17 protein-coding genes are annotated in these 21,292 nt (G+C 42.0%); 7 read left to right on the top strand and 10 right to left on the bottom strand.

Annotated elements, in window-relative coordinates; genetic code table 11:
- Positions 1 to 31: 31 nt before the first annotated feature.
- Together smc and IQ244_RS26205 are read right to left on the bottom strand one after the other, a co-directional pair.
- Positions 32 to 3,667, bottom strand: a complete 3,636-nt coding sequence (gene smc, locus IQ244_RS26200) for a chromosome segregation protein SMC (protein WP_193899437.1) — start codon at positions 3,665 to 3,667, stop codon at positions 32 to 34.
- A 206-nt stretch (positions 3,668 to 3,873) separates the two neighbouring features.
- Complete coding sequence (locus IQ244_RS26205) at positions 3,874 to 5,367, bottom strand: tetratricopeptide repeat protein (protein WP_193899439.1); 1,494 nt, start codon at positions 5,365 to 5,367, stop codon at positions 3,874 to 3,876.
- Between the two features lie 391 nt (positions 5,368 to 5,758).
- Here IQ244_RS26205 and IQ244_RS26210 point away from each other — a divergent pair, with 391 nt between their 5' ends.
- Positions 5,759 to 6,619 (top strand): hypothetical protein, encoded by an 861-nt coding sequence (locus IQ244_RS26210; protein WP_193899441.1) that lies wholly within the window; start codon positions 5,759 to 5,761, stop codon positions 6,617 to 6,619.
- Positions 6,620 to 6,667: 48 nt separating this feature from the next.
- Here IQ244_RS26210 and IQ244_RS26215 read toward each other — a convergent pair whose 3' ends face one another.
- A complete protein-coding gene (locus tag IQ244_RS26215; RefSeq protein WP_193899443.1) occupies positions 6,668 to 8,494 on the bottom strand; it encodes an aspartate kinase in 1,827 nt (608 codons plus the stop codon).
- Between the two features lie 387 nt (positions 8,495 to 8,881).
- Positions 8,882 to 9,511, bottom strand: coding sequence for a DedA family protein (locus IQ244_RS26220; protein WP_193899445.1), 630 nt, complete (start codon positions 9,509 to 9,511; stop codon positions 8,882 to 8,884).
- Between the two features lie 434 nt (positions 9,512 to 9,945).
- Here IQ244_RS26220 and IQ244_RS26225 point away from each other — a divergent pair, with 434 nt between their 5' ends.
- Positions 9,946 to 10,299: an STAS domain-containing protein gene (locus IQ244_RS26225; protein ID WP_193899447.1), complete on the top strand. Its 354-nt coding sequence runs from the start codon at positions 9,946 to 9,948 to the stop codon at positions 10,297 to 10,299.
- A 259-nt stretch (positions 10,300 to 10,558) separates the two neighbouring features.
- On the opposite strand, the gene IQ244_RS26230 is transcribed toward IQ244_RS26225, so the two are convergent.
- Both IQ244_RS26230 and rpsF read right to left on the bottom strand, forming a co-directional pair.
- Positions 10,559 to 11,119: an Npun_F5560 family protein gene (locus tag IQ244_RS26230; RefSeq protein WP_193899449.1), complete on the bottom strand. Its 561-nt coding sequence runs from the start codon at positions 11,117 to 11,119 to the stop codon at positions 10,559 to 10,561.
- Between the two features lie 262 nt (positions 11,120 to 11,381).
- Positions 11,382 to 11,726, bottom strand: coding sequence for a 30S ribosomal protein S6 (rpsF, locus tag IQ244_RS26235; protein WP_193899452.1), 345 nt, complete (start codon positions 11,724 to 11,726; stop codon positions 11,382 to 11,384).
- Between the two features lie 360 nt (positions 11,727 to 12,086).
- Here rpsF and IQ244_RS26240 point away from each other — a divergent pair, with 360 nt between their 5' ends.
- Positions 12,087 to 12,860 carry a fumarylacetoacetate hydrolase family protein gene (locus IQ244_RS26240; protein ID WP_193899453.1) on the top strand — a complete coding sequence of 258 codons (774 nt, stop codon included), beginning with the start codon at positions 12,087 to 12,089 and terminating at the stop codon, positions 12,858 to 12,860.
- Between the two features lie 94 nt (positions 12,861 to 12,954).
- On the opposite strand, the gene IQ244_RS26245 is transcribed toward IQ244_RS26240, so the two are convergent.
- Entirely contained in the window at positions 12,955 to 13,431 is a 477-nt protein-coding gene (locus tag IQ244_RS26245) for a Tic20 family protein (RefSeq protein ID WP_193899454.1), read from the bottom strand.
- Between the two features lie 80 nt (positions 13,432 to 13,511).
- The gene (locus IQ244_RS26250; protein WP_193899455.1) at positions 13,512 to 13,709 is read right to left on the bottom strand and encodes a hypothetical protein; all 198 of its coding nucleotides are present in this window, start codon (positions 13,707 to 13,709) and stop codon (positions 13,512 to 13,514) included.
- Between the two features lie 542 nt (positions 13,710 to 14,251).
- Here IQ244_RS26250 and glyA point away from each other — a divergent pair.
- From glyA to IQ244_RS26265, 3 genes are all read left to right on the top strand, one after another.
- The gene (gene glyA, locus IQ244_RS26255; protein ID WP_193899456.1) at positions 14,252 to 15,535 is read left to right on the top strand and encodes a serine hydroxymethyltransferase; all 1,284 of its coding nucleotides are present in this window, start codon (positions 14,252 to 14,254) and stop codon (positions 15,533 to 15,535) included.
- A 150-nt stretch (positions 15,536 to 15,685) separates the two neighbouring features.
- Positions 15,686 to 16,732 carry a glycosyltransferase family 4 protein gene (locus IQ244_RS26260; protein ID WP_193899457.1) on the top strand — a complete coding sequence of 349 codons (1,047 nt, stop codon included), beginning with the start codon at positions 15,686 to 15,688 and terminating at the stop codon, positions 16,730 to 16,732.
- Between the two features lie 65 nt (positions 16,733 to 16,797).
- Entirely contained in the window at positions 16,798 to 18,048 is a 1,251-nt protein-coding gene (locus IQ244_RS26265; RefSeq protein WP_193899458.1) for a competence/damage-inducible protein A, read from the top strand.
- Positions 18,049 to 18,317: 269 nt separating this feature from the next.
- Here the strand turns inward: IQ244_RS26265 and IQ244_RS26270 are convergent, their stop codons facing one another.
- Positions 18,318 to 19,124 carry a DUF2993 domain-containing protein gene (locus IQ244_RS26270; RefSeq protein WP_193899459.1) on the bottom strand — a complete coding sequence of 269 codons (807 nt, stop codon included), beginning with the start codon at positions 19,122 to 19,124 and terminating at the stop codon, positions 18,318 to 18,320.
- Positions 19,125 to 19,403: 279 nt separating this feature from the next.
- On the opposite strand from IQ244_RS26270, the gene aroC reads away from it, so the two are divergent.
- A complete protein-coding gene (gene aroC / locus IQ244_RS26275) occupies positions 19,404 to 20,492 on the top strand; it encodes a chorismate synthase (protein ID WP_193899461.1) in 1,089 nt (362 codons plus the stop codon).
- Positions 20,493 to 20,600: 108 nt separating this feature from the next.
- On the opposite strand, the gene IQ244_RS26280 is transcribed toward aroC, so the two are convergent.
- The gene (locus tag IQ244_RS26280) at positions 20,601 to 21,215 is read right to left on the bottom strand and encodes a transposase (RefSeq protein WP_228059170.1); all 615 of its coding nucleotides are present in this window, start codon (positions 21,213 to 21,215) and stop codon (positions 20,601 to 20,603) included.
- Between the last annotated feature and the right edge of the window lie 77 nt (positions 21,216 to 21,292).

Consider the following 21,292-nt stretch of genomic DNA (forward strand, 5'->3'; position numbering starts at 1 on the left):
GGTTTATCTATACACTATTATTAACAAAGATTCAAGCAGATGTATTCGAGGATGATAACTTAATTCCCAAAACTTGGGTATAAGCGCCTCGTGCTTGAGTAACGCCAATGGTGCGTTCGGCTGATTCTATCATCGGACGACGCAAACTCACAACTATAAACTGTGCTAGATGTGCCTGTTGTTTGATCATTCTAGCCAATCGTTCTACGTTTGACCCGTCTAAGAACATATCTACTTCGTCAAAGGCATAAAAAGGTGATGGACGGTAGCGTTGCAGAGCGAAAATAAAACTTAAGGCGGTGAGAGATTTTTCTCCCCCAGACATGGAAGCTAGTCTTTGTACAGGTTTACCTTTGGGGTGAGCAACTAAATTTAAGCCACTGCTAAAGGGATCTTCTGGATCATCGAGTTGTAGATAACCGTCACCTTCAGACAAAGTAGCAAAAATTGATTGGAAGTTTTCGTTAACAGCATCAAAGGCTTCTTTAAAAGCGTGTTGCCGCAATGTGGTAAAGTTTTCAATCCGTAATAATAACTCGGTGCGTTCGGCTTCTAATGTCTGCAACTTATCTGTAAGTTCTTGCAGGCGGTTTTGGGTGCGTTCGTATTCTTCCAACGCCAGCATATTCACAGGTTCCATTGCTTGCAAGCGTTTAGCAAGCGATCGCAATTCTTTCTGCAATTCTTCTAAATCTACCTGTTCTGGTACTTCTGGTAAAGGGCTGGGCAATTCTGGAAGTAGTTCTCGTAATTGATTTTGCAACGCTTCTAGTTCTTCCCGCCGCTTCAACTGGGTTTCTTGGAGTTTTTCGAGTTCCCATTCTAATTGTTGCTGACGGAGTAAATGCGATCGCACTTCTTGTTCGATTGCGTCACGTTTTTGCTTTTCTTCGCCTAAATTCTTTTCCATTTCGCCCAGCTTGGCGAGGGTTTCAGCGATTTGAGTGCTGAGTGCTGAGTGCTGAGTGCTGAGTGTTTGGAGTTTGTGGCGATAACTTTCTTGTTCTTGATGATATTGAGTGATGCGTTGTTCAGCTTCTTGGATGCGTTCTTGTAAACGCTGCTGCTGATTTTCCAGGTTTTTTAACCGTTGTTCGGCTTCTCGGAGGTTGGCTTCACGTTGCTGTAATTGCTGCTCTTGCGTTTTAATTACCGCTTGAATTTGTTGCCATTCACTAGGCGTTTGGGATGCTTCTAACTCTGCTAAAACGTGACGCATTTGTTGTAATTGCGCTTCTTGTCCTGGTAAATCTTTATCTAAAATTTCTAGGCGAGATTTGGCGGCGGAGAATTTTTCGGTATTTTGGGCAAGTTGCGATCGCGTTCCTTCTAATTGCGTCGTCAAAGCTTTAATATCTTTTTGCAACTGTTCTAATTGCAATTGCTGTTCCCGGCGTGCTTGACGCGCTTCGGTGAGTTCTTGGGATAGTTGTTTGGTTTTGCTGGATAAGGATGCGATCGCATCAATACAACGATCTAAAATTCTATCTATATCTGTCAAGCGACTTTTTAAAGCGATCGCTTCATCTGATTCCGCCGCTTCCCCCGTACCAAACCGCAACGATGAACGCTGATTGACGCTTCCCCCAGTCATTGCGCCGCTGGTTTCCAGCAATTCCCCATCCAAGGTAACAATGCGATATAAACCGAGGTTTTTACGCGCCTGTTCTAAGCTGGCGAAGACGACAGTGTTACCAAAAACATAGTTAAACACATCTTTATAACGGCGATCGCATTCAACTAAGTTCACAGCATAACTGACAAAGCCGTTAGCTAACCGCAAAGTTGCATCCTGGGTAATTCTGGGAGCTTGAATCTTATTTAAAGGTAAAAATGTTGCTCTCCCGGCGCGTTTTTGCTTCAGCAATTCAATTCCGGCGGAAGCGATACCATCATCATCTACCACAATATGTCCCAACCGCGCACCCGCAGCAATTTCCAACGCCAACTGAAAACGAGGTTCTACTCGTCCCAAATGTACCACCAAACCACAAACCCCAGGCATCCCCGATTGGATAATTACCTTACTAGCTTGTGTACCTTGTACCTCTTGCTGTGCTTGGGTTTGTGCCTCAATTTTATCTAACTGGCGTTGTTTTTCTCGTTGCTCATGAGAAAGCCGTTTTTGCGTATCTTGCTGAATTTGTAATTCCTGTTCTGTAGCCGCAAGATTTTGCGCTAAGTTTTGGATGGGTTCACTAGAGGAGTTAAATTCTGCCTCAACTCGCACACACTCAGCTTGTTTTTCTGCTAACTGCGGTTCTAAAGTGGCAATTAACTGAGTTTGTTCGTGAATTAATTCTTGTAGCTGACTATTGCGTTCTTTTAATTGTGCTTGCTCTGTGCGTTGCGGTTCCAGAGTTTGCAACACAGTTTCGATTTGGCGGTTCAGTGCAGTTTGTTGCTGTACCCAAGCTTCCGACGCTGAGGCGATTTCCGCAGCGGCTTCACGGGATTGTTGTAGTGCTTGTTGTGTCTCATCCCGTTGCTGTTGACAGTAGACAATCGATTGGCGTTCCACATCCTGAGTTTGGGCGATTTCTGCCAAAGCTTGCTGCTGCTGTTGAATGTCTTGCTGAGTTTGCGCTAACCGCTTGGTTGTTTCTTGAGAAGTTGTTTCTAATTCTGTTTGCTGACGCTGGAGTTGCTTGCGTTCTGCTTCTTGAGTAGCAAGATTAGACTGTACTGCTAATAATTCTTCTTCACCCAAAGCTTTGACATGAGCATTGAGTTGCTCTAATTCCGCCGTTTTTTGCGTAATCCCAACATTCAGCGTTTCTAATTGTAGAGTTAAATCATGATGAGAGCGATCGCCATTTTGAATTTCCGTCGCTAACTTTTCTTGCTGTGCTTGCAGAGAACGCCACGATAACACCGCTTCCCAAGATTGCTTATGTAGAAACTCCGTCCGCAACTTTTGATACTTCTCCGCTTTCGCCCTATCTTGAGAAAGGCGATCGCGCTGTGCAGTTAACTCTGTCTCAATAATCCGACAACTATCTTCCTTCTCCTTCACCTCATCTAAAGTACCCTTGGCTTGATGAATCTTGCGATCAAACGCCGCCACTCCTGCCAACTCATCAATAATTTCCCGCCTCTCCCTAGCATTCATCGAGATAATGCTAGTAACGTCCCCTTGCAATACTACGTTATAGCCTTCAGGATAAATCCGCAGACTCTCCAACTCCTCATGCAACTCCGTCAGAGTACAAGAAACACCATTGATATAGTAATTTGACGTGTAAGTTCCCTGATGAGTCACCCGCAACCGTCTAGTTACACTCCATTCAGTGCTGAGTGCTGAGTCCGAATTCTCTATTTCCCCCTCTAATTCTTCTACTTCCTCCGCGCTTTCCTCACTTTGCGCCTTTGCGCCTTTGCGTGAGACAATTTCTTCCCCTGACAAATCAAACGTCACCGTGACACTGGCTTCCACAGATGCGCGTCCCTTAGCCGTTTGAGTATTATTTACCAAATCCGGCAGGCGATCGGCTCGCATTCCCTTAGAACTGGCAAGTCCCAAACAAAACAACAGCGCATCCAAAATATTAGACTTACCAGAACCATTTGGCCCAGATATGACAGTGAACCCCGGCAGCAAAGGGACTGAAGTAGTACCGCCGAAGGATTTGAAGTTGGTAAGTTCCACGCGCTTGACGTATACCATAGGCGCTGGTTCACTGGGCTAATGGCTAATGAAGAACAAGTGTATCAATTAATGAAAATTTAGCAATAGGTTGTATGAATAAATTATCGAACCGCCAAGACGCAGAGAACGCAGAGGAGGGGGTCATTATGAAAATAACAGCAGTAATTCTAACGAAGATTTAGGAAAAATAGTATTTTTGTCAGAAGTATAATTGTTTAGTTTTGTTATTTCTGCAAGGCTTTGATTTCTTGAACTATCTTGTTATAACCTGATTGGTCGCCCTGTTCTTGAAATAATTTTTCAGCTTTTTCAAAATCCCTTAGTGCTGCTTGTTTCTTACCTAGTTCGATGTTGACTAAGCCACGATGATAATAGGCTAAACCATAGTTAGAATTAAGTTCGATCGCTCTATTAAAATCCAGTATTGCGCTTTGATATTCGTTCACTTTCACCCTCGCTAAACCCCTTCCATAGTAAGCATAGGGGTTTTGAGAGTTAAGTTTAATCGCTTTTGTGTAGTCTGCGATCGCTTCTTTGTATTTACTCAATCCAAACCAAGCAAATCCTCGGTCATAATAAGCATTAGCATCTTGAGGATTCAGGGCAATTGCTTGAGTCGAATCTGCCTGGGCTTTTTCATAATCTCCTAAGCGATAAAAAGCATTACCCCTATGGTTATAAGCCACAGAATTCTGCGGATTTATTTTAATAGTTTGCGTAAAATTATCTACAGATTCTTGATAGTTTCCTTGATCATATTCACTGACACCTTCTTGATAAAGTATTTGCTCATTATTTATATGTCTCAACCATTGACCAAAGTGTCCGATAATCAGAGCCACAAGTAAACTAGTAATTCCTATAAATATCAGTCTAAATCTGGGAAACTGGAGTTTTTTTGGTTGGTATTGGTAATTCTTTAATTGCTGAAGGTCATTGATAACTTCAGTTACAGACTGGTAACGTTTCCGGTAGTCAAACCGTACCATTTTATTAATAATTTGTGTAAATTCTTGGCTAACTTTTATCGTTCTATCTCGCCAGATAATTTCACCTGTTAATAAGTTTTTTTGACTTTGTAATCTCGATACTTCTTCTTCAGATAGCCCCATAATTGCGGCGATCGCAATTATTCCTAAAGCATAAATATCACTACTGTATTGAGTTTGTCCTTGTAATTGCTCAAGAGGTATATATTCTATATTGCCAACTATAGCTGTCACAATTTCTTGCACGGAACCAAAATCAGCTAAAACCAGTTGATTATCTGAATATCTGCGAATAATGCTTGCTGGTTGAATATCTTGGTGAATGATATGACGATGATGTATAAAGAATAAAATATCTAATATTTCTAATAATAAGTTAATTACTTGGTCTTCTCTTAACGGGAATCCTACTAAAATTTCTTCAGCTAATTCATGACCATCAATTAATTCTTGAACTAGATAAAATTTTTCATCGGCTTCAAAATAAGCAACTATTTTCTGAATTTTGTCGTGTTCTTGTCCAAGTTGTTGCAAAATCTTAGCTTCCTGAAAAAAGCTTTGCCGCAGCCAAGCTAAATTTTGAGGATTGTTCGTTTCTGGACGTAGCTGCTTAATGATAAATTGCTGCACAGGAATTGTAATATCTTCAACTAGATAAGTTTTTACAGACTCGCCCATATATAATAATTGTAAGATACGGTAACGTGTAACTAAAATCTGATCATCCATATATATAAGCTTTTATACGAAGTTACCTGATTATATATTAGTATTATTACTAGTATAATTTTTGTGGGGATCAACCTGAGTTACAAAAAATATACCAAGACTAAGAAAATTGTAATTCATACTATTAATTTTCATAAATGGCATAGAGAAACATCAATGAAACAGGAAATAATTCTCTAGGAAAATGCTATTTTCACTGATGTTACTCTGCCATATAGTTTACTTCTAATACAACCAGTACTGAATTTCTCTTCTGGATTTTAGGCAGAGTATTACTGAGTAACAACTCAATAATTTACTAATTCAATTATTGCCGTGGGATCACTCATGACACGCTATTGCTCAGTACGGTAAAAGAGTTGTAATCGAATTGCTATAAACGCCAAATAGCTTGAAAATCAACTTATTTAAACGCAACAAAAATCAAGTAACGGCGACAAAGCGTCAATTAATCGAGGCGCTGCGTCGGCGTGATACTGCGGCAATCCAAGGCTTGACTATGCGATCGCCAAATATTATCGGCGAAGAAAAATTAACCGAGATAGTCAACGAAGTATTGTGCGAATGCGATGCAGACAGCCACAGTTGGTTTTTTGCCAATTTTGTAGGGCAATTTAGATATCAACAGATGCAGCAAGCCGCCCAAAGTAATGTTTTTCATATATTAGTGAACGCGGGTCTAGAACCTGGAAAAGACTTTAGTTTTGGGCTAGATGGCGAGATGATTGTGAGCGATCGCGCCAAGCAAATCTTACTTGAATATCTTCCACAAAAGCAGCAGAGATTTTTTGAGGCTCAATTACAAGTCTCCAAAGTTGCAGATCCTATTGTGGCAGTTGAACAACAGTTGGGTTGCCCATTTTATAAAAATTTAACTGAAATTGCGGCTCGTCAGGTACAGGAACTGAATAATCCGCAAGCAGCAGCTTATTTAGGCGTATTACTAGCTGGTTTAGTCAAGCGCCATCCAGCCCTCCAAGATGTGGACTTTCCGACAAAATTTATTGTTAATACTCTGCAAGGCTTACCACAGCAGCGAGTTACAGCAATATTAAATGATCAAGAAACAAACCCTCAGTTTGATGAAGTAATTATCTTCCAGGACTTATTAGCAGCAATGGAAGAACCGGATATGCGTGTAGCAGAGGATTGTAAAAGTCTAGATCAACTCAAAAAGCTAGATACAGTTTGGTGTGGTGAATATCGCCTTGCAGAAATAGTCGCCAGCTTAGAAGAATTATCTAGGGATTAATAAACAAACCCCCAGATAAAATTGCATCAACCTTGATGTTGACTAAGTTTATGCTGGCACTACAAATTTCTCGCTACCAGCGAGATCAAAAGCAGCATGAATAACTTGTAAAGCTTTCACACCCTGTTCTTGGGCGACAACACAACTAATTTTGATTTCTGAAGTAGCAATCATTTGAATATTGATGTGGTGTTGTGCCAACGCTTCAAACATTTTGGCTGCAACACCTGGTTGTCCTACCATACCTGCGCCGACAATACTGACTTTCGCGATCGCATTATCTAACACAACTTCACCCCAGCCTAATTCTGCTGCAACTTGGGTAAGCAGTTTTTGAGCAGTTTCTCCATCCATCCGCGGAACTGTAAAAGCAATATCCCGTTTAGGAACACCATCAATTATCCGACAGCGTTGAGATTGAATAATCATATCAACGCTGATATTGTGCTTTGCTAATATGCCAAACAATTTTGCCGCCATCCCCGCTTTATCTGGAACTTGACGAATCCCCAGGCGTACTTGGTTCATGTCTAAGGCGACACCGCAAACGGGGTGGGAGTGCTGAGTGGGGAGTACTGAGTGGGGAGTGCTGAGTGGGGAGTGCTGTTCTTCTACCGCAATTTCAAAAGCGTTACTCAGTGCAGCCACGGCGCGATCGCAGTCTGTTGCATCAACTACGCAGCTAACTTTAACCTCACTAGTAGAAATCATTTGAATGTTCACCCCTGCTTCGGCAAGGGTGGCAAACATTTTCGCCGCCACCCCTGGACGACCAATCATCCCTGCACCCGAAATACTGACTTTCGCAATGTCTTGTTCAATCATCACTTCCGCTTCGTCTGATTTGGGATTAGATGGATTTCTCAGTGCGGGTGCGATCGCTGCTGCTACTGCTTCTGCTCGTTTTAATATTGGTGTGGTGACAGTAAAGGCAATATCGTTGCTATTACCTTCGTGGATTGATTGAATAATTAAATCTACATCAACATTTTGGCGGGAAATTTCCCCAAATAACTTAGCGGCTACCCCTGGCTTATCGGGTACACGCAACAAAGCTACTTTTGCTTGGTTGGTGTCAAATTCTACCGCATCTACAGAACGGGCAATTTCTAAATTGACTAGCGATCGCTCTTGGGGTTTGAGGGATGTGACCCAAGTACCTGGGTCTTCTGTCCAGCTAGACCGCACTACCAAAGGTACACCATAGTTACGGGCAATTTCTACGGAACGAGGATGTAATACTTTTGCTCCTAAGCTTGCCAGTTCGAGCATTTCATTACAAGTAATCGCATCCATCAACTGGGCTTCGGGAACTAAGCGGGGGTCTGTAGTTAAAATCCCTGGCACATCTGTATAAATTTCGCAAAAATCTGCCTCAATTGCGGCTGCTATGGCAACAGCAGAGGTATCGGAACCACCACGCCCCAAGGTAGTAATTTCTAAATCTCCAGTGCTGGATATGCCTTGAAAGCCAGCTACTACAACTACTTTACCTTGATGAATATGGCGCAGTAGGCGATCGGTTTCGATATGTAGAATTCGGGCGCGGGTGTGTTCTGCTTCTGTCACAATTCCTACTTGTGCGCCAGTCATAGAGATAGCAGGCTGTCCCAGTTCTTGCAATGCCATACTCAGGAGTGCGATCGTTACCTGCTCCCCAGTTGAAAGCAACATATCCATTTCCCGGCGGTTAGGATTATGAGAAATTTCGCTGGCTAGTTTGACCAGTCCATCTGTGGTTTTTCCCATTGCGGAAACTACTACAACCAATGAGTTTCCTGCTTTAACTGTTTTATATACACGCTGGGCAACAGCTTGGATACGTTCTACTGAACCGACAGATGAACCACCGAATTTCTGAACTATAAGCGCCATATCTTTGTCTTGAATGAAGTGTGCCTAATTTCATCAATGCTCCCGCCGGGCTAGGAAACTTTGAAGGCATTAGCAGTAGTTATTTAATTTACTAACTTATCAGAATCAGTTGACACAAAAATTGCTGACTGAAGATTTTGTGGCTGATTTTCTGCACGTTGTATCTAAATATAGCTGTCGCCAAGGTAGTTAGGACATCGGTAAGCGATAAAACTTAGACAATAAAAGACTTTCAATTCTGTCACCTGCTATATCAGCAAATTCTCATCAAAATAAAAAGGTGAGCCAGCGTTGTCTTAGGGTTTCCCCATGAGCGACTGATTCACCTGGAAGGCAAAAGCCCAAGATAAATCTTTTGACTTTTGCCTGGTTAATTTTTACTTATTTCTATTCGCCTGCTGCGCGTTTAACTTGGCGGGACTCTAACCACAAGGGAATAGCAATCACAGCGACTAAAATGAGTAGGGCTGCGATCGCAAATTGACTTACCCAAGCCACCAATTGTTCTAAAGAAATTACTCTGCCAGCGAAAAAAGCTAATGTCACCATCACAGTAGCCCAACTGGTGGCTCCTGCTAGGTTATATAAGAAGAATTTCTGGAAGGGTATTTCTGCTATCCCAGCTAGTGGGGCTGCAAAAATTCGCAATAGAGCGAAAAACCTGCCAAAAAACACGGCTTTCATAGCATTTTGACTAAATTGCTCTTTAATATTCAGTAATTTTTCTTCAGAAATCCTAAATATTTTACCTATTTGCAGCAGGAAAGGCCAGCCACCCAGTTTACCAATCCAATAGCCGCAAGCACCGCCAATTACAGCACCTGCAACTGCATCACCTAGAACTAACCAGTAACTCAGTTCATCACTACCAGCGAGAAACCCACCTACAAGAGTTACGGTTTCACCAGGAATGGGAATGCCCAAGTTTTCTAGTAAAATTCCCAAAAAAATTGCCCAGTAACCATACTGGTGAGCAAATTCCTGGATGTTTTCTAGTGAAATAAATTCAAGAGACATCCCGCACCGCCGCCTTTACAATTTTTTACCTTTACTCTATCTTGGCGCGTTTGTGGCTGGAGTGTCAATCAAAGTACTATTCTGCAAACCCTAATTAATCCCACTTCATCCCTAAGGATTTATAAAATCCATAACTTATTCAATATTGACTATTATGCGTTTAGGCGTTAGTAACATAGATGCATAGTAGATAAAACAAATCAATAAACTTTTTATAAAAAATTCATAAAAATCTCGTTAAATTATAAAAATCTTGTAAAAGCTACTATTGATACTGAATTTACTAAGCGTTTGTGCATATATTTAGGGAAGTTAACACAAATTATACGACCTAAATACTTAACTGAATAGTATCGACTTCACAACTGTTGAAACCGTGCAGTATTGATGTCAATTTTCATTTTTTTCAGTAGTTCAACTACCCAGATAAATACATGACTATCGCACAGAAATTGCAAGTGGTTTTATTCAAACCCCAAGGGAGCATAGACTTGCAGGGTGGGATGGCTCTCAGCCAAAGCATGGCTGAAGTAGTACCTCAACCTGATCAACTTTGGGTCATTGACCTAGCAGAAGTAGATTTCATGGATAGTTCTGGTTTGGTTCCGTTAGTCAAAACGTTGACAACTGCTCGACAAAGTGGTTGTCGTTTAGTTCTGTGTCATGTCAAAGCTCCTGTCCGGTTAATTTTAGAACTGACCCAGTTAGAATCTGTTTTTGAGGTTTTTGACACTTACGACGACATCCTCAATCTTGTCAGCAAACAACCTTTGGCACTAGCAAGTTAACCTTTAATTACAATGCTCAAAACTGCTAATAGCAGGAAACAAGGCACAGGCTTAAAAGTCTTTATAGTGTATGGATTTTGTAGTTAATCCTGTATCTCATTCAAGAACATATCGCTAGAGTGTCGAACAAAATCAATTATCTTTTTCACCGTTAATAAATTAGCACTGAGACTTAGCCCTCTTTCAATTTCGTGAATTACACATCTGACCGAGAAAAAGCTAAGAAATTTCGAGCCTGTGATTGCAGGCTTGATTTTTTTTAAGCATTCTGCACCGCAGAAACATTACCTTGTTCAGTGACGGGGCGAGGGAAGTTAGGTAAGTCAATACCGCTATGGCTGGAAGTGCGGGTTTTCAGTGCTAAACGGTAACTAACACTTTGTAATTCTGCTTGTAGTTTGCGATTTTCTCGTTGCAAAATAGAGACTTTCTCTCTCACTGGAGCCATCCGTTCCTCAAATTTACGACGATAAATTTGCGGTAATTCTTGGACTACCTGCTCCAACATCCGACTGCGGTCTGTTAACTCTTGCACAGACTGACGCAGTTGATAAATTTCTGCATCACGAGTAGCAATTTGCTCTTGATAAAAAGTTACCTGTTGCTCGACAGCTTGTAATTGTTCTCTTAACGCCTGCAACTGACTTAAATCGCGTTCAGTTTCAGAACGCTGGGGCATAAAATTAGTATTGCCCTTAACCAGCCGAAAGAGTTCTTGAGATAGCTGTTGCACTAATTGATCTCGCAGTTGCAACTCTTGACGCAATTGCGATGCTTCTGTAGAGAGAGCTTGGATGTTGGGTATGTCAGTTTGGCTCACAGTGGCTTGCAGCTCCCATTGACGAATCTTTTCTCATCTTAGGTATAACGGCGATCGTACTGCCTTTGGCAAGTACTTGTTAATTTAGCATTCCCAACCGAAGCCGAAAAAAGTCAAAGGTAAAAAAAAAATTTTGTTTTGCTGTAGTTAGTACTGAGTTTTAAAGTACAAATACTCATAACTCAGTACTAGTACTGCAAGGCGAAGGTCAAAAGTCAAAAAGGCACTCTTTCTTTTTACTGTGAACTTTTGACTTTTTGTCCTAGACAGTTGCGGCTACTTTCTCTGCTGCTGCTGCTGCTGTTGCTGCTGCTGCTGAAATTTCTTGCTTAATGGTTAAGTAGCGAATTACCTCTTCACTCAACCGCATAGCCCGTTCTAGGGGAGCAATAATATTTCCTGGCCCTGTGTAGTTCATTTGGATGTAGATGCCATCCCGTTGTTTTTTAATTTCATAAGCCAGACGACGCTTACCCCGATTTTGAATTTCAATATTCTCGGCACCTTGGTCTTGAATCAAGGTCTGGTATTTAGCTACTGCTTGATCTACCTGTTCGTCATTGAGGTCAGGACGCAGGATATACATTGTTTCGTAAACTGTGGACATGAGTTTTAAATCTCCTTTTGGACAAGGTGGCTGCCAGAGTGAAATTATACAAAGATTCCTAGAGAATACCCGTATATTTCAATATCTGAAGCAACAAGGAATTATAATCTTACCAGTTTTTTATATGAATCATCAGCACAATCTGCCGAAATTCGTAGTTTAGCCAAAAGTTACTTTTATAGCTAACTAGTGTGCAATCAGGAATTCAGCCTTTAGTAAACAACAGCAAATTAATTGATCTATTGGCTGAACCAACAGGTATGCTTCCCAAAGGAGTCTTTAAACTCCTAACTCTCATTGCTGAAGATTCTCCGCACTCACGGCTCTTAAATTGCAGACAATAAGGATATTATCAAGGTTATGGCACAGCGCTATGTGCGAGTTCAAAATCCAGAAGGCAAAGTTTATTATGGGTTACTACAGCTATCTCTGAATGTGCAGGTGCTGGACGCGCCACCTTGGTTACAGGGACAACCGACAGATTTAGTTTTAGTACCGGATAGTTACCAAATTCTCTCCCCTTGCGCTCCCTCAAAAATTGTGGCGGTGGGCAAGAATTATGCAGATCATGCAGCAGAAATGGGAACCCCTGTACCCAGTGAGCCATTAATTTTTCTCAAGCCGCCAACATCGATTATTGCCACTGAGACCGAAATTAAGTATCCGCTTCAGTCTCATAGAGTAGATTATGAAGGTGAATTAGCTCTAGTAATAGGCGATCGCGCTTGTGACTGCACCCCAGAGGAAGCACAAACCAAAATTTGGGGTTATACAATCGCTAATGATGTGACAGCGCGAGACTTACAGCAAAAAGATGGTCAATGGACTAGAGCCAAGGGCTTCGATACCTTCTGTCCCCTAGGCCCTTGGATTGTCCGCGAATTAAATCCGGGTGCAAGATTGCAGACTTTCATCAACGATGAGGCAAATCCCGTACAATCTGCGGGGATCGATCAAATGGTTTTTCCCCCTGATGTTTTGGTATCTTACATCAGTAAAGTTATGACTCTTATCCCAGGGGATGTAGTACTCACAGGTACACCATTGGGGATTGGCCCCTTGCACATAGGCGATCGCATCCGGGTAGAAATTGAAGGCATTGGTCGTCTAGAAAACACCATAGTAACCCGTTAAAAAGTGCTGAGTGCTGTTAGCGGGGCGTTTAGCCCGTGCTGAGTATGAGTAAGATACTAGCGCCTCTAACCTCTAGCCTTGTTCATCCGTCCAGTTACCGAACTTGCATATAAACAGCATCGGAAATTGCGGGAATTTCGGCATAACGTCCCAAAAGAGACTGGACGACTGAATATGCTACTGCTGCCACAATACCAAGAAAAATAGTGCTATACAGAGTTTGAATGGCAAAATCTCCACTGGGAATTAGCCCCACAATATCAGTCAGGATGCCACACAAAAAGATAATAATGTCTAAAAGAATTGCTTGCATAGTATTGAAACGAATAAAATGAGAGATTTTTTCGTTTCTAACGACTAATAGCCATAAAGCAAAGAAAATTATCACTCCAGCAAATCGCACACGTCTATAAAATGACCATAAAATCAGCACAGGTGCAAAAACTACGGTTAGGGCAGGAAACTGCTGTAATAAAACAAACCCAAAAGTGAGTACCTCCACCAGAGGTAGCAAATAAGGTAAACAAGCGAAAATGCGATCAGAAATATTTATAGAACCACGCCAGGCCATTTTGCGTTCTCCTGTGGCAGAATTTTAAGAGTTACTTGAGCCTAGGATAACGCAGTTGTCTAGTTTGCCTGAAGAGGCAATCACCGAATCTCGGCAATCCGAAAACCCATAATACATTCATACTGCTCTGGCTGTTGTTCGGTAAGTTGGTGAATAGCTTGACCGCAATACAGTTGACCACCACGCCAACGGGGTTGACCACTCTTGTCAGCCAGTAAACAAGACTGGCAAACCTGCTTAGGAGCAAGGATTTGATCATCCATTAAAATGACTAACATCCAAAGACCTCCTGTAATTCCTTAAAATAATCTAGATGTGTTCAGGGGAGAAAATCATTTTTGGTTGCGGAGAGTAGCTATTAGCAGAATTTACCTAAGCTATACATCGAAGCAATTTTGCGCTTGAGTAGCTGCTTAATTAGCTTATGAATCTTCTCCAGCACTCTTTTTGACAAAAATGAGGTTAAGAACTAAAAATTCCCCAGTGAACATTAAATTTATTGTATGTTGAGTCTCTCGGAGATGGCGATAAAGTTCTTGGGTAATAACTCATACATAAATTTTTCCACCCAGGTTGAGTAGTGTGAGTTGTCTTTCCATAACTGTTAAGTTCATGTTCCAGAAAGAGATTTATAATAATTAACACATTAATGGGGCTGAATCGGGCTGGTATCTAAGTAATAAATTCAGTTACTACCAATAGACAATAGTCAGCAGTCAAAAAATCTGGACAGATAAACATTTGACTGCAAATTATTACTGAGAAACTAGGTTCCAAGAAAAACCATCGTTGTGCAAATTTCCACTAAGGATAATTCAAAGTGACTAGGACTAATTCAGACTTTATTGCTGCTTCTGATCCCGCGATCGCCGGATTAATTAACGAAGAACTCCAGCGTCAACGCGACCACCTAGAGTTAATCGCTAGTGAAAACTTTACCTCTGCGGCTGTCCTCGCTGCTCAAGGTTCAGTCTTAACTAACAAATATGCCGAAGGATTACCAGGTAAACGTTACTATGGCGGTTGTGAATTTGTTGATAAAATCGAGCAAATCGCCATTGACCGAGCTAAACAAATGTTTGGTGCGGCTCATGCTAACGTGCAACCCCATTCTGGCGCTCAAGCGAACTTTGCTGTTTTCCTGACTTTACTCGAACCAGGAGACAAAATCATGGGGATGGATTTGTCTCATGGTGGACACCTAACTCACGGTTCACCTGTCAACGTTTCAGGTAAATGGTTCCAAGTTAGCCACTACGGTGTGAGTCAAGTAACAGAACAACTCGACTACGACCAAATTCGAGAGCTGGCGCTAAGGGAGCGTCCTAAGCTGTTGATTTGTGGTTATTCTGCTTATCCTCGCATCATTGATTTTGCCAAATTCCGTAGCATTGCTGATGAAGTTGGTGCTTACTTACTAGCAGATATTGCCCACATTGCTGGTTTAGTAGCAGCTGGTTTACATCCCGACCCCATTCCTTACTGTGATGTTGTGACGACAACCACTCACAAAACCCTGCGCGGCCCTAGAGGTGGATTAATTTTGACCAAGGACGCAGAATTGGGTAAAAAGCTAGATAAATCAGTTTTCCCCGGAACTCAAGGTGGGCCTTTAGAACACGTAATTGCGGGTAAAGCTGTGGCTTTTGGCGAAGTCTTAAAGCCAGAGTTTAAAACATATTCTGCACAGGTAATTGAAAATGCCCGTGCCTTAGCAGCGCAACTGCAAAACCGGGGCTTAAAGTTAGTCTCAGATGGTACTGATAACCATTTGATGCTTGTAGATTTGCGCTCAATTGGTTTGACAGGTAGACAAGCAGATCAACTGGTCAGCGGTGTGAATATTACGGCTAACAAAAATACTGTACCTTTTGATCCCCAATCGCCATTTGTTACTAGTGGTTTGAGATTGGGTTCTCCGGCGATGACAACTAGAGGATTGGGAGTTGCCGAGTTTACCGAGATTGGCAATATTATTGCCGATCGCCTGCTCAACCCCGAATCAGAAACAGTCGCAGCTGATTGTAAACTTCGGGTAGCTGCATTGTGCGATCGCTTCCCGTTATACGCCCACCTGCAAATTCCTGTACCAGCACTAGCATAAAGTCAAAAGTCAAAAGGCAAAAGTATCTTTAATCTTTTGCCTTTTGACTTAAAAATCTTCTGCTGATAAAAGCCAAAAATGTAGTAGATATTAGGTAGAACCCTCCCTCGGCAGAGTTTTGTCTTAACCACTACTTAATTTAAAATACAGATGCCTGCTCAGATTTATCATCTGATCGCCTTTCTTGTGGCCGCCGTAGTCGTTCTCTGGACTACGCCTGATGTTAAAAATATTGGTATAAAAAGTGGAAACGTAGATAAACCTGGTGGTCGGAAAGTTCATGAACGTCCAATGGTACGTCTGGGAGGAGTTTCTATCTTCGCAGGTACTTTCGCTTCTTTACTAATTGTCTGGTGGTTGGGTGGATTTGGGAATTTGCCGCCTGACAAAGAATGGCAAATTTGGGGTGTCGCAATCGGGGGTCTGGGCTTTTTTCTCATTGGTTTAGCTGATGATTTATTAAATCTATCCCCCTTAGGACGGCTGCTGTTGCAAATTATAGTCGCCGCTGGTGCATGGAAAGCAGGGGTAAGTATAGATTTCATTAGTATTCCCACAATTGGCATAGTTGACCTGAACTGGTTCAGTTTGCCGATTACAGTGATTTGGCTGGTGGGGATGGTAAATGCTATCAACTGGATTGATGGTTTAGATGGTTTAGCGGCTGGTGTATCGGGAATTGCTGCTGTAGTTATGCTGTTGGTGTCTTTGTTTATGAATCAACCAGCCGCCGCCCTGATAGCCGCCGCCTTAGCTGGTGCAGCCCTGGGATTTCTCCGATATAACTTCAACCCCGCACAAATCTTTATGGGAGATGGCGGGTCTTATTTTATGGGATTCACCTTAGCGGCTGTAGGTGTAATTGGACTGGTGAAAATTCCCGCTTTCACAGCTGTAATTTTGCCTTATTTAATTTTGGCAGTCCCGATTTTGGATATGTCAGCAGTCATTTTGACACGCATTCGTCGTGGGAAATTGCCCTGGGTGGCAGATAGATGCCACTTACACCATCGATTGTTACAAGCTGGTTTGTCCCATCGCTGGACGGTTTTATTTATTTATACCCTCACACTCTGGGTTGGCAGTTTGGCATTAGCTATAGCGGGTATCCCTAGCGGTATTGCTTACGCTTTTGGTGCAACCTCGCTTTTGACTTACACCAGTTGGCGAGTTTGGAAACGCTCTCAGCAAAAATAAAAAGTAGCAAGGTAAAAGAAATACAGTAGTATAAGTATCTTTCTTTTACCTTTTGCTTTAATTACATGAGTGCAGAAATTATTTGTGTTGGGACTGAACTGCTGCTAGGAGATATCCTCAACAGTAATTCTCAATTTCTCGCCCAACAATTAGCGAAACTAGGGATTCCTCATTATTATCAAACAGTGGTTGGGGATAATCCCGAAAGATTAAAGCAAGTTATAGAAATTGCTATTTCCAGAGCAAATATTTTAATTTTTACTGGTGGTCTAGGCCCGACACCAGATGATCTTACTTGTGAAACCATTGCTGATTTTTTTGGTGCGCCTTTGATAGAACGCTCAGAAATTATTGAAGATATTGCTCAGAAATTTGCTCAACGCGGCCGGGTTATGACTCCCACCAACCGCAAGCAAGCTTTAATTCCTCAAGGTGCAGAAGTTTTATCCAATCCTACAGGCACAGCACCAGGAATTATCTGGCAACCCCGCCCTGATATTACTATTTTTACATTCCCCGGTGTTCCTAGTGAAATGCACCGGATGTGGCAAGAAACAGCAGTACCGTTTTTGCAAAGCCAAGGCTGGGGAAAGGAAATTATTTACAGTCGGAGTTTAAGGTTTTGGGGGATTGGTGAGGCGGCTTTAGCAGAAAAAGTTGCCCCTTATTTCGATTTACCTAATCCTACAGTTGCACCTTACGCAGGGAAGGGAGAGGTGAGACTACGAATTTCTGCCAAAGCAAATTCACCCGCTGCCGCTGAGGAATTAATTACACCAATCGAACAGCAACTCAAAGGAATTGCTGGATTGGATTGTTACGGTGCCGATGATGATACTTTAGCTTCGGTTGTGGGTGAGTTGTTGCGTTCCACCGGGGAAACAGTATCAGTGGCAGAATCTTGTACTGGCGGTGGATTGGGGCAAATGTTCACGGAAATTTCTGGCAGTTCTGATTATTTTTGGGGAGGGGTAATTTCTTACGATAACTCGGTGAAAATCCGATTATTAGGGGTGAACACAGAAGATTTAGATAAATTTGGGGCTGTTAGCGGCATAGTGGCTGAACAAATGGCACTTGGGGTGAAAAGCCGCCTAGAAACTACCTGGGGACTAAGTATCACAGGAATTGCTGGGCCTGGTGGTGGAACAGACACAAAGCCTGTGGGTTTAGTTTATATCGGGTTAGCCGGGCCGAATGATGAAGTGAAAAGTTTTGAGTATCGTTTTGGCACAATCCGGGAACGCTGGTTTATTCGCCATTTAAGCGCCTGTACAGCCTTGGATTTGCTGCGTCGGCAGCTGTTTATGAGGTAGGGAATAGGCAATAGATTTGTTTATATAGCTATCCTAAATGAGTTGTGAAAATTATTCGTTAAGGCAGGGAACAGGAAAGAAAAATTTCCAAATGTGCTTTATCTTTTTACAGATGATTTAGGACTGCTATATACCAGTCCGATATGATTTTTTCAAAAATCTCATTAGAGGCGTAGGCTTTGCCTTCCTGTAGGATACGGTGAACATGAAATGCGATCGCCTACCACTCTAGTTCAACAATCAAATATGATTTCTAATATTAGAAAATTTTATGCTGAACTCCCTCCACTACTTGGAATACGTTCAATCTCCGCATATCCACTGAAAATTAATTTTTGTCCTTCAGTTTCTAAACGATTGAGTCGCATTTTTACGCCATCAAGGTCAAAACGGTCTAAATCGACCATGTTATCTAAAATCTCTGCTAGTGCCACACCGAGGGTCTGAGAAGTCGCTCGTTGCGCTTCTGGTACTTGCTCAAGCTCAATTTGCGGATTTTTAAAAGAAATCCGCCGCCGTCGTTCCACAGCGATGGAAACTGTCATATTTACGGGGACGAGTTCGCCTGTATCTAAGTCGGCTTTGGCAGAAATTCGCAGACGATTTTCTGGTAACAGTTGTACATGGACTTCCGAAAATGACACTGGCTTACCACCAGACAATTCTGTTAAAGCCGGAACATCAAGGTTCACTAGGCGCTTTTTCACCAGTTCTGCCTTGAAGGCTTGGTTAATGCCTGCTTCGGATAACACTACTTGAGCGATCGCCTGAGTAGGTTGTTTGAGGCTCAATTTGCCACTTAATACTGCGCCAAAATCTATTGCAACTGTATCTGTTTCAAAAGACATCTCCTCTACTGCAAAATCTCTGCGGATGACCAAGCCACGTCCGGTCATTTTGAAGCTATCAATGCTGCCTTGCAACAACTTGCTGGAGGGATAGCAGCGGATAAAGACTTCTACTGACTCGCTTTGGGTAAACAAATGGCGAATCGTTTGGCTGGCGACTGTGTTGAGCATCCGCTCACCCCAGTCAGTGCCTTTAGGATTTTGTAAACCAGTTAGTCCGCCGAACATTTGGTTATGGGTCTCTAGAAGTTCTTTGTACTTTTGTAACAAAATGTGAACGATACAGCAACCCTTGAGAGATTGATTGTGCTGATAGGCTGACTTGAAATACCTGATGTTTCAATAATGAGTGTGTTAGATGTTACAGAATATTAAGGGAGCTTCCACTTTTGGGCGCATCACCCACTGAATATATTGCGATCATAATGAAGTTTCGAGTTTGTGAAACTTAACATTTGCAAGAACTCTCGGTAAAATACATAAGCCTTATCCTTTTTCCTCACAATCATGGGCAATACTTTTGGGCATCTATTTCGCATCACTACTTTTGGTGAATCTCACGGCGGCGGTGTGGGAGTAGTAATTGATGGTTGTCCGCCGCAACTGGAAATCACGGCAGAAGAAATCCAGTTTGAGTTAGACAGAAGGCGACCAGGGCAAAGTAAGATTACCACGCCGCGGAAAGAAGCAGACACCTGTGAGATTTTGTCTGGGGTGTTTGAAGGCAAGACTCTGGGGACACCGATTTCGATTTTGGTGCGAAATAAAGATACGCGTCCGCAAGATTATGACGAGATGGCGGTAAAATATCGCCCTTCCCATGCAGATGCAACCTATGATGCCAAATACGGAATTCGGAATTGGCAAGGGGGCGGTAGGTCATCAGCGCGGGAGACAATTGGTAGAGTGGCCGCAGGTGCGATCGCTAAAAAAATTCTCCGACAAGTTGCTAATGTAGAAGTGATTAGTTATGTCAAACGCATTAAGGATTTAGAAGGCATAGTTGACCCCAATACCGTCACTTTAGAAGAAGTAGAAAGCAACATTGTCCGCTGTCCTGATGATGAATGCGCCAATCGGATGATTGAATTAATCGAGCAAATTGGCAGACAAGGTGATTCTATCGGTGGTGTGGTGGAGTGTGTCGCCAGAAATGTGCCGAAAGGTTTGGGTGAACCAGTATTTGATAAGTTAGAAGCTGATATTGCCAAAGCTGTGATGTCACTTCCTGCTAGTAAAGGCTTTGAAATTGGTTCTGGTTTCGCTGGGACACTGTTAACAGGAATTGAACATAACGACGAATTTTATATTGATGAAAATGGGGAAATTCGCACTGTAACTAACCGTTCTGGTGGCATTCAAGGCGGTATTTCCAACGGCGAAAATATAATTCTACGAGTTGCTTTTAAACCAACAGCCACTATTAGAAAAGAACAAAAAACCGTCACGCGTGAGGGTGAAGAAACACTATTAGCGGCAAAAGGTAGACATGATCCTTGCGTGTTACCCCGTGCAGTTCCAATGGTGGAAGCTATGGTGGCGCTGGTTTTGTGTGACCATTTATTGCGGCATCACGGACAGTGTAAGGTGTTGTAATTATTACTCTTTTGATTTGCTAAAATATTTATTCTTCCTGGGGGAGTATTTTACTCGCCCTTTTTTTACGACGTTGTTATAGTAGCGAATAATCCCTCTTTTGTTACTTTAGGAAGAGAAAAAACTACAAGGAGATGAACTAGCAATAGGAAAACTGATAGGAGAAGCGCGAAAACCATTCATGAAGTCGATTAATTTGAGAAAGCAGCGTTTCATGCCAGGAATATTAAATACTATAAGCCAAGGTTGAATCAAACAGTAAAAAATATAGGGTTGAATAATTAATCTCAGGTTATTCAAAGCACTCTTCCATGTTGTACCAGATTCCCAATTAGGATGTTGACTATGTTCAGAACCATTAAACTCTATTGAGGAAGGAAGGTAGCTCTGAACTAGATGTTGATTTTTTTGGGCATGAAGTTGAAAATAAGTAGCCTGAATACTAACCAAAAGATAGGCACTAAAAATGATTTCCCACCAGCGTTCAATACTTTCATCATCAGTCAAACGAAAATCAGCCCATCCTAGTTCATTCTTGACTTGTTTAAAACCATATTCAATCCAATTTCTTAAACTATAAAGTTGCGCTACATTTACTGACAAATCATTTGATAAATTAGTCATAATGTACCAACTTTCATCTCCCGTGGGGTCGGGTGTATTTATCTTACTGATTTGGTAATATCTGGTCAGCCGACGTTTGCCAAAAATAATTTCTCTCAAGTATCGAGTCTCTGCTTGCCGATGTGAAAGCTCCTGCTTGAAAGCTTAAGAGCGATTATAACGTTTTCGACTCCCCG

Origin of the sequence: Nostoc sp. LEGE 06077 (assembly GCF_015207705.1) — a bacterium.
GTDB lineage: Bacteria > Cyanobacteriota > Cyanobacteriia > Cyanobacteriales > Nostocaceae > Nostoc_B.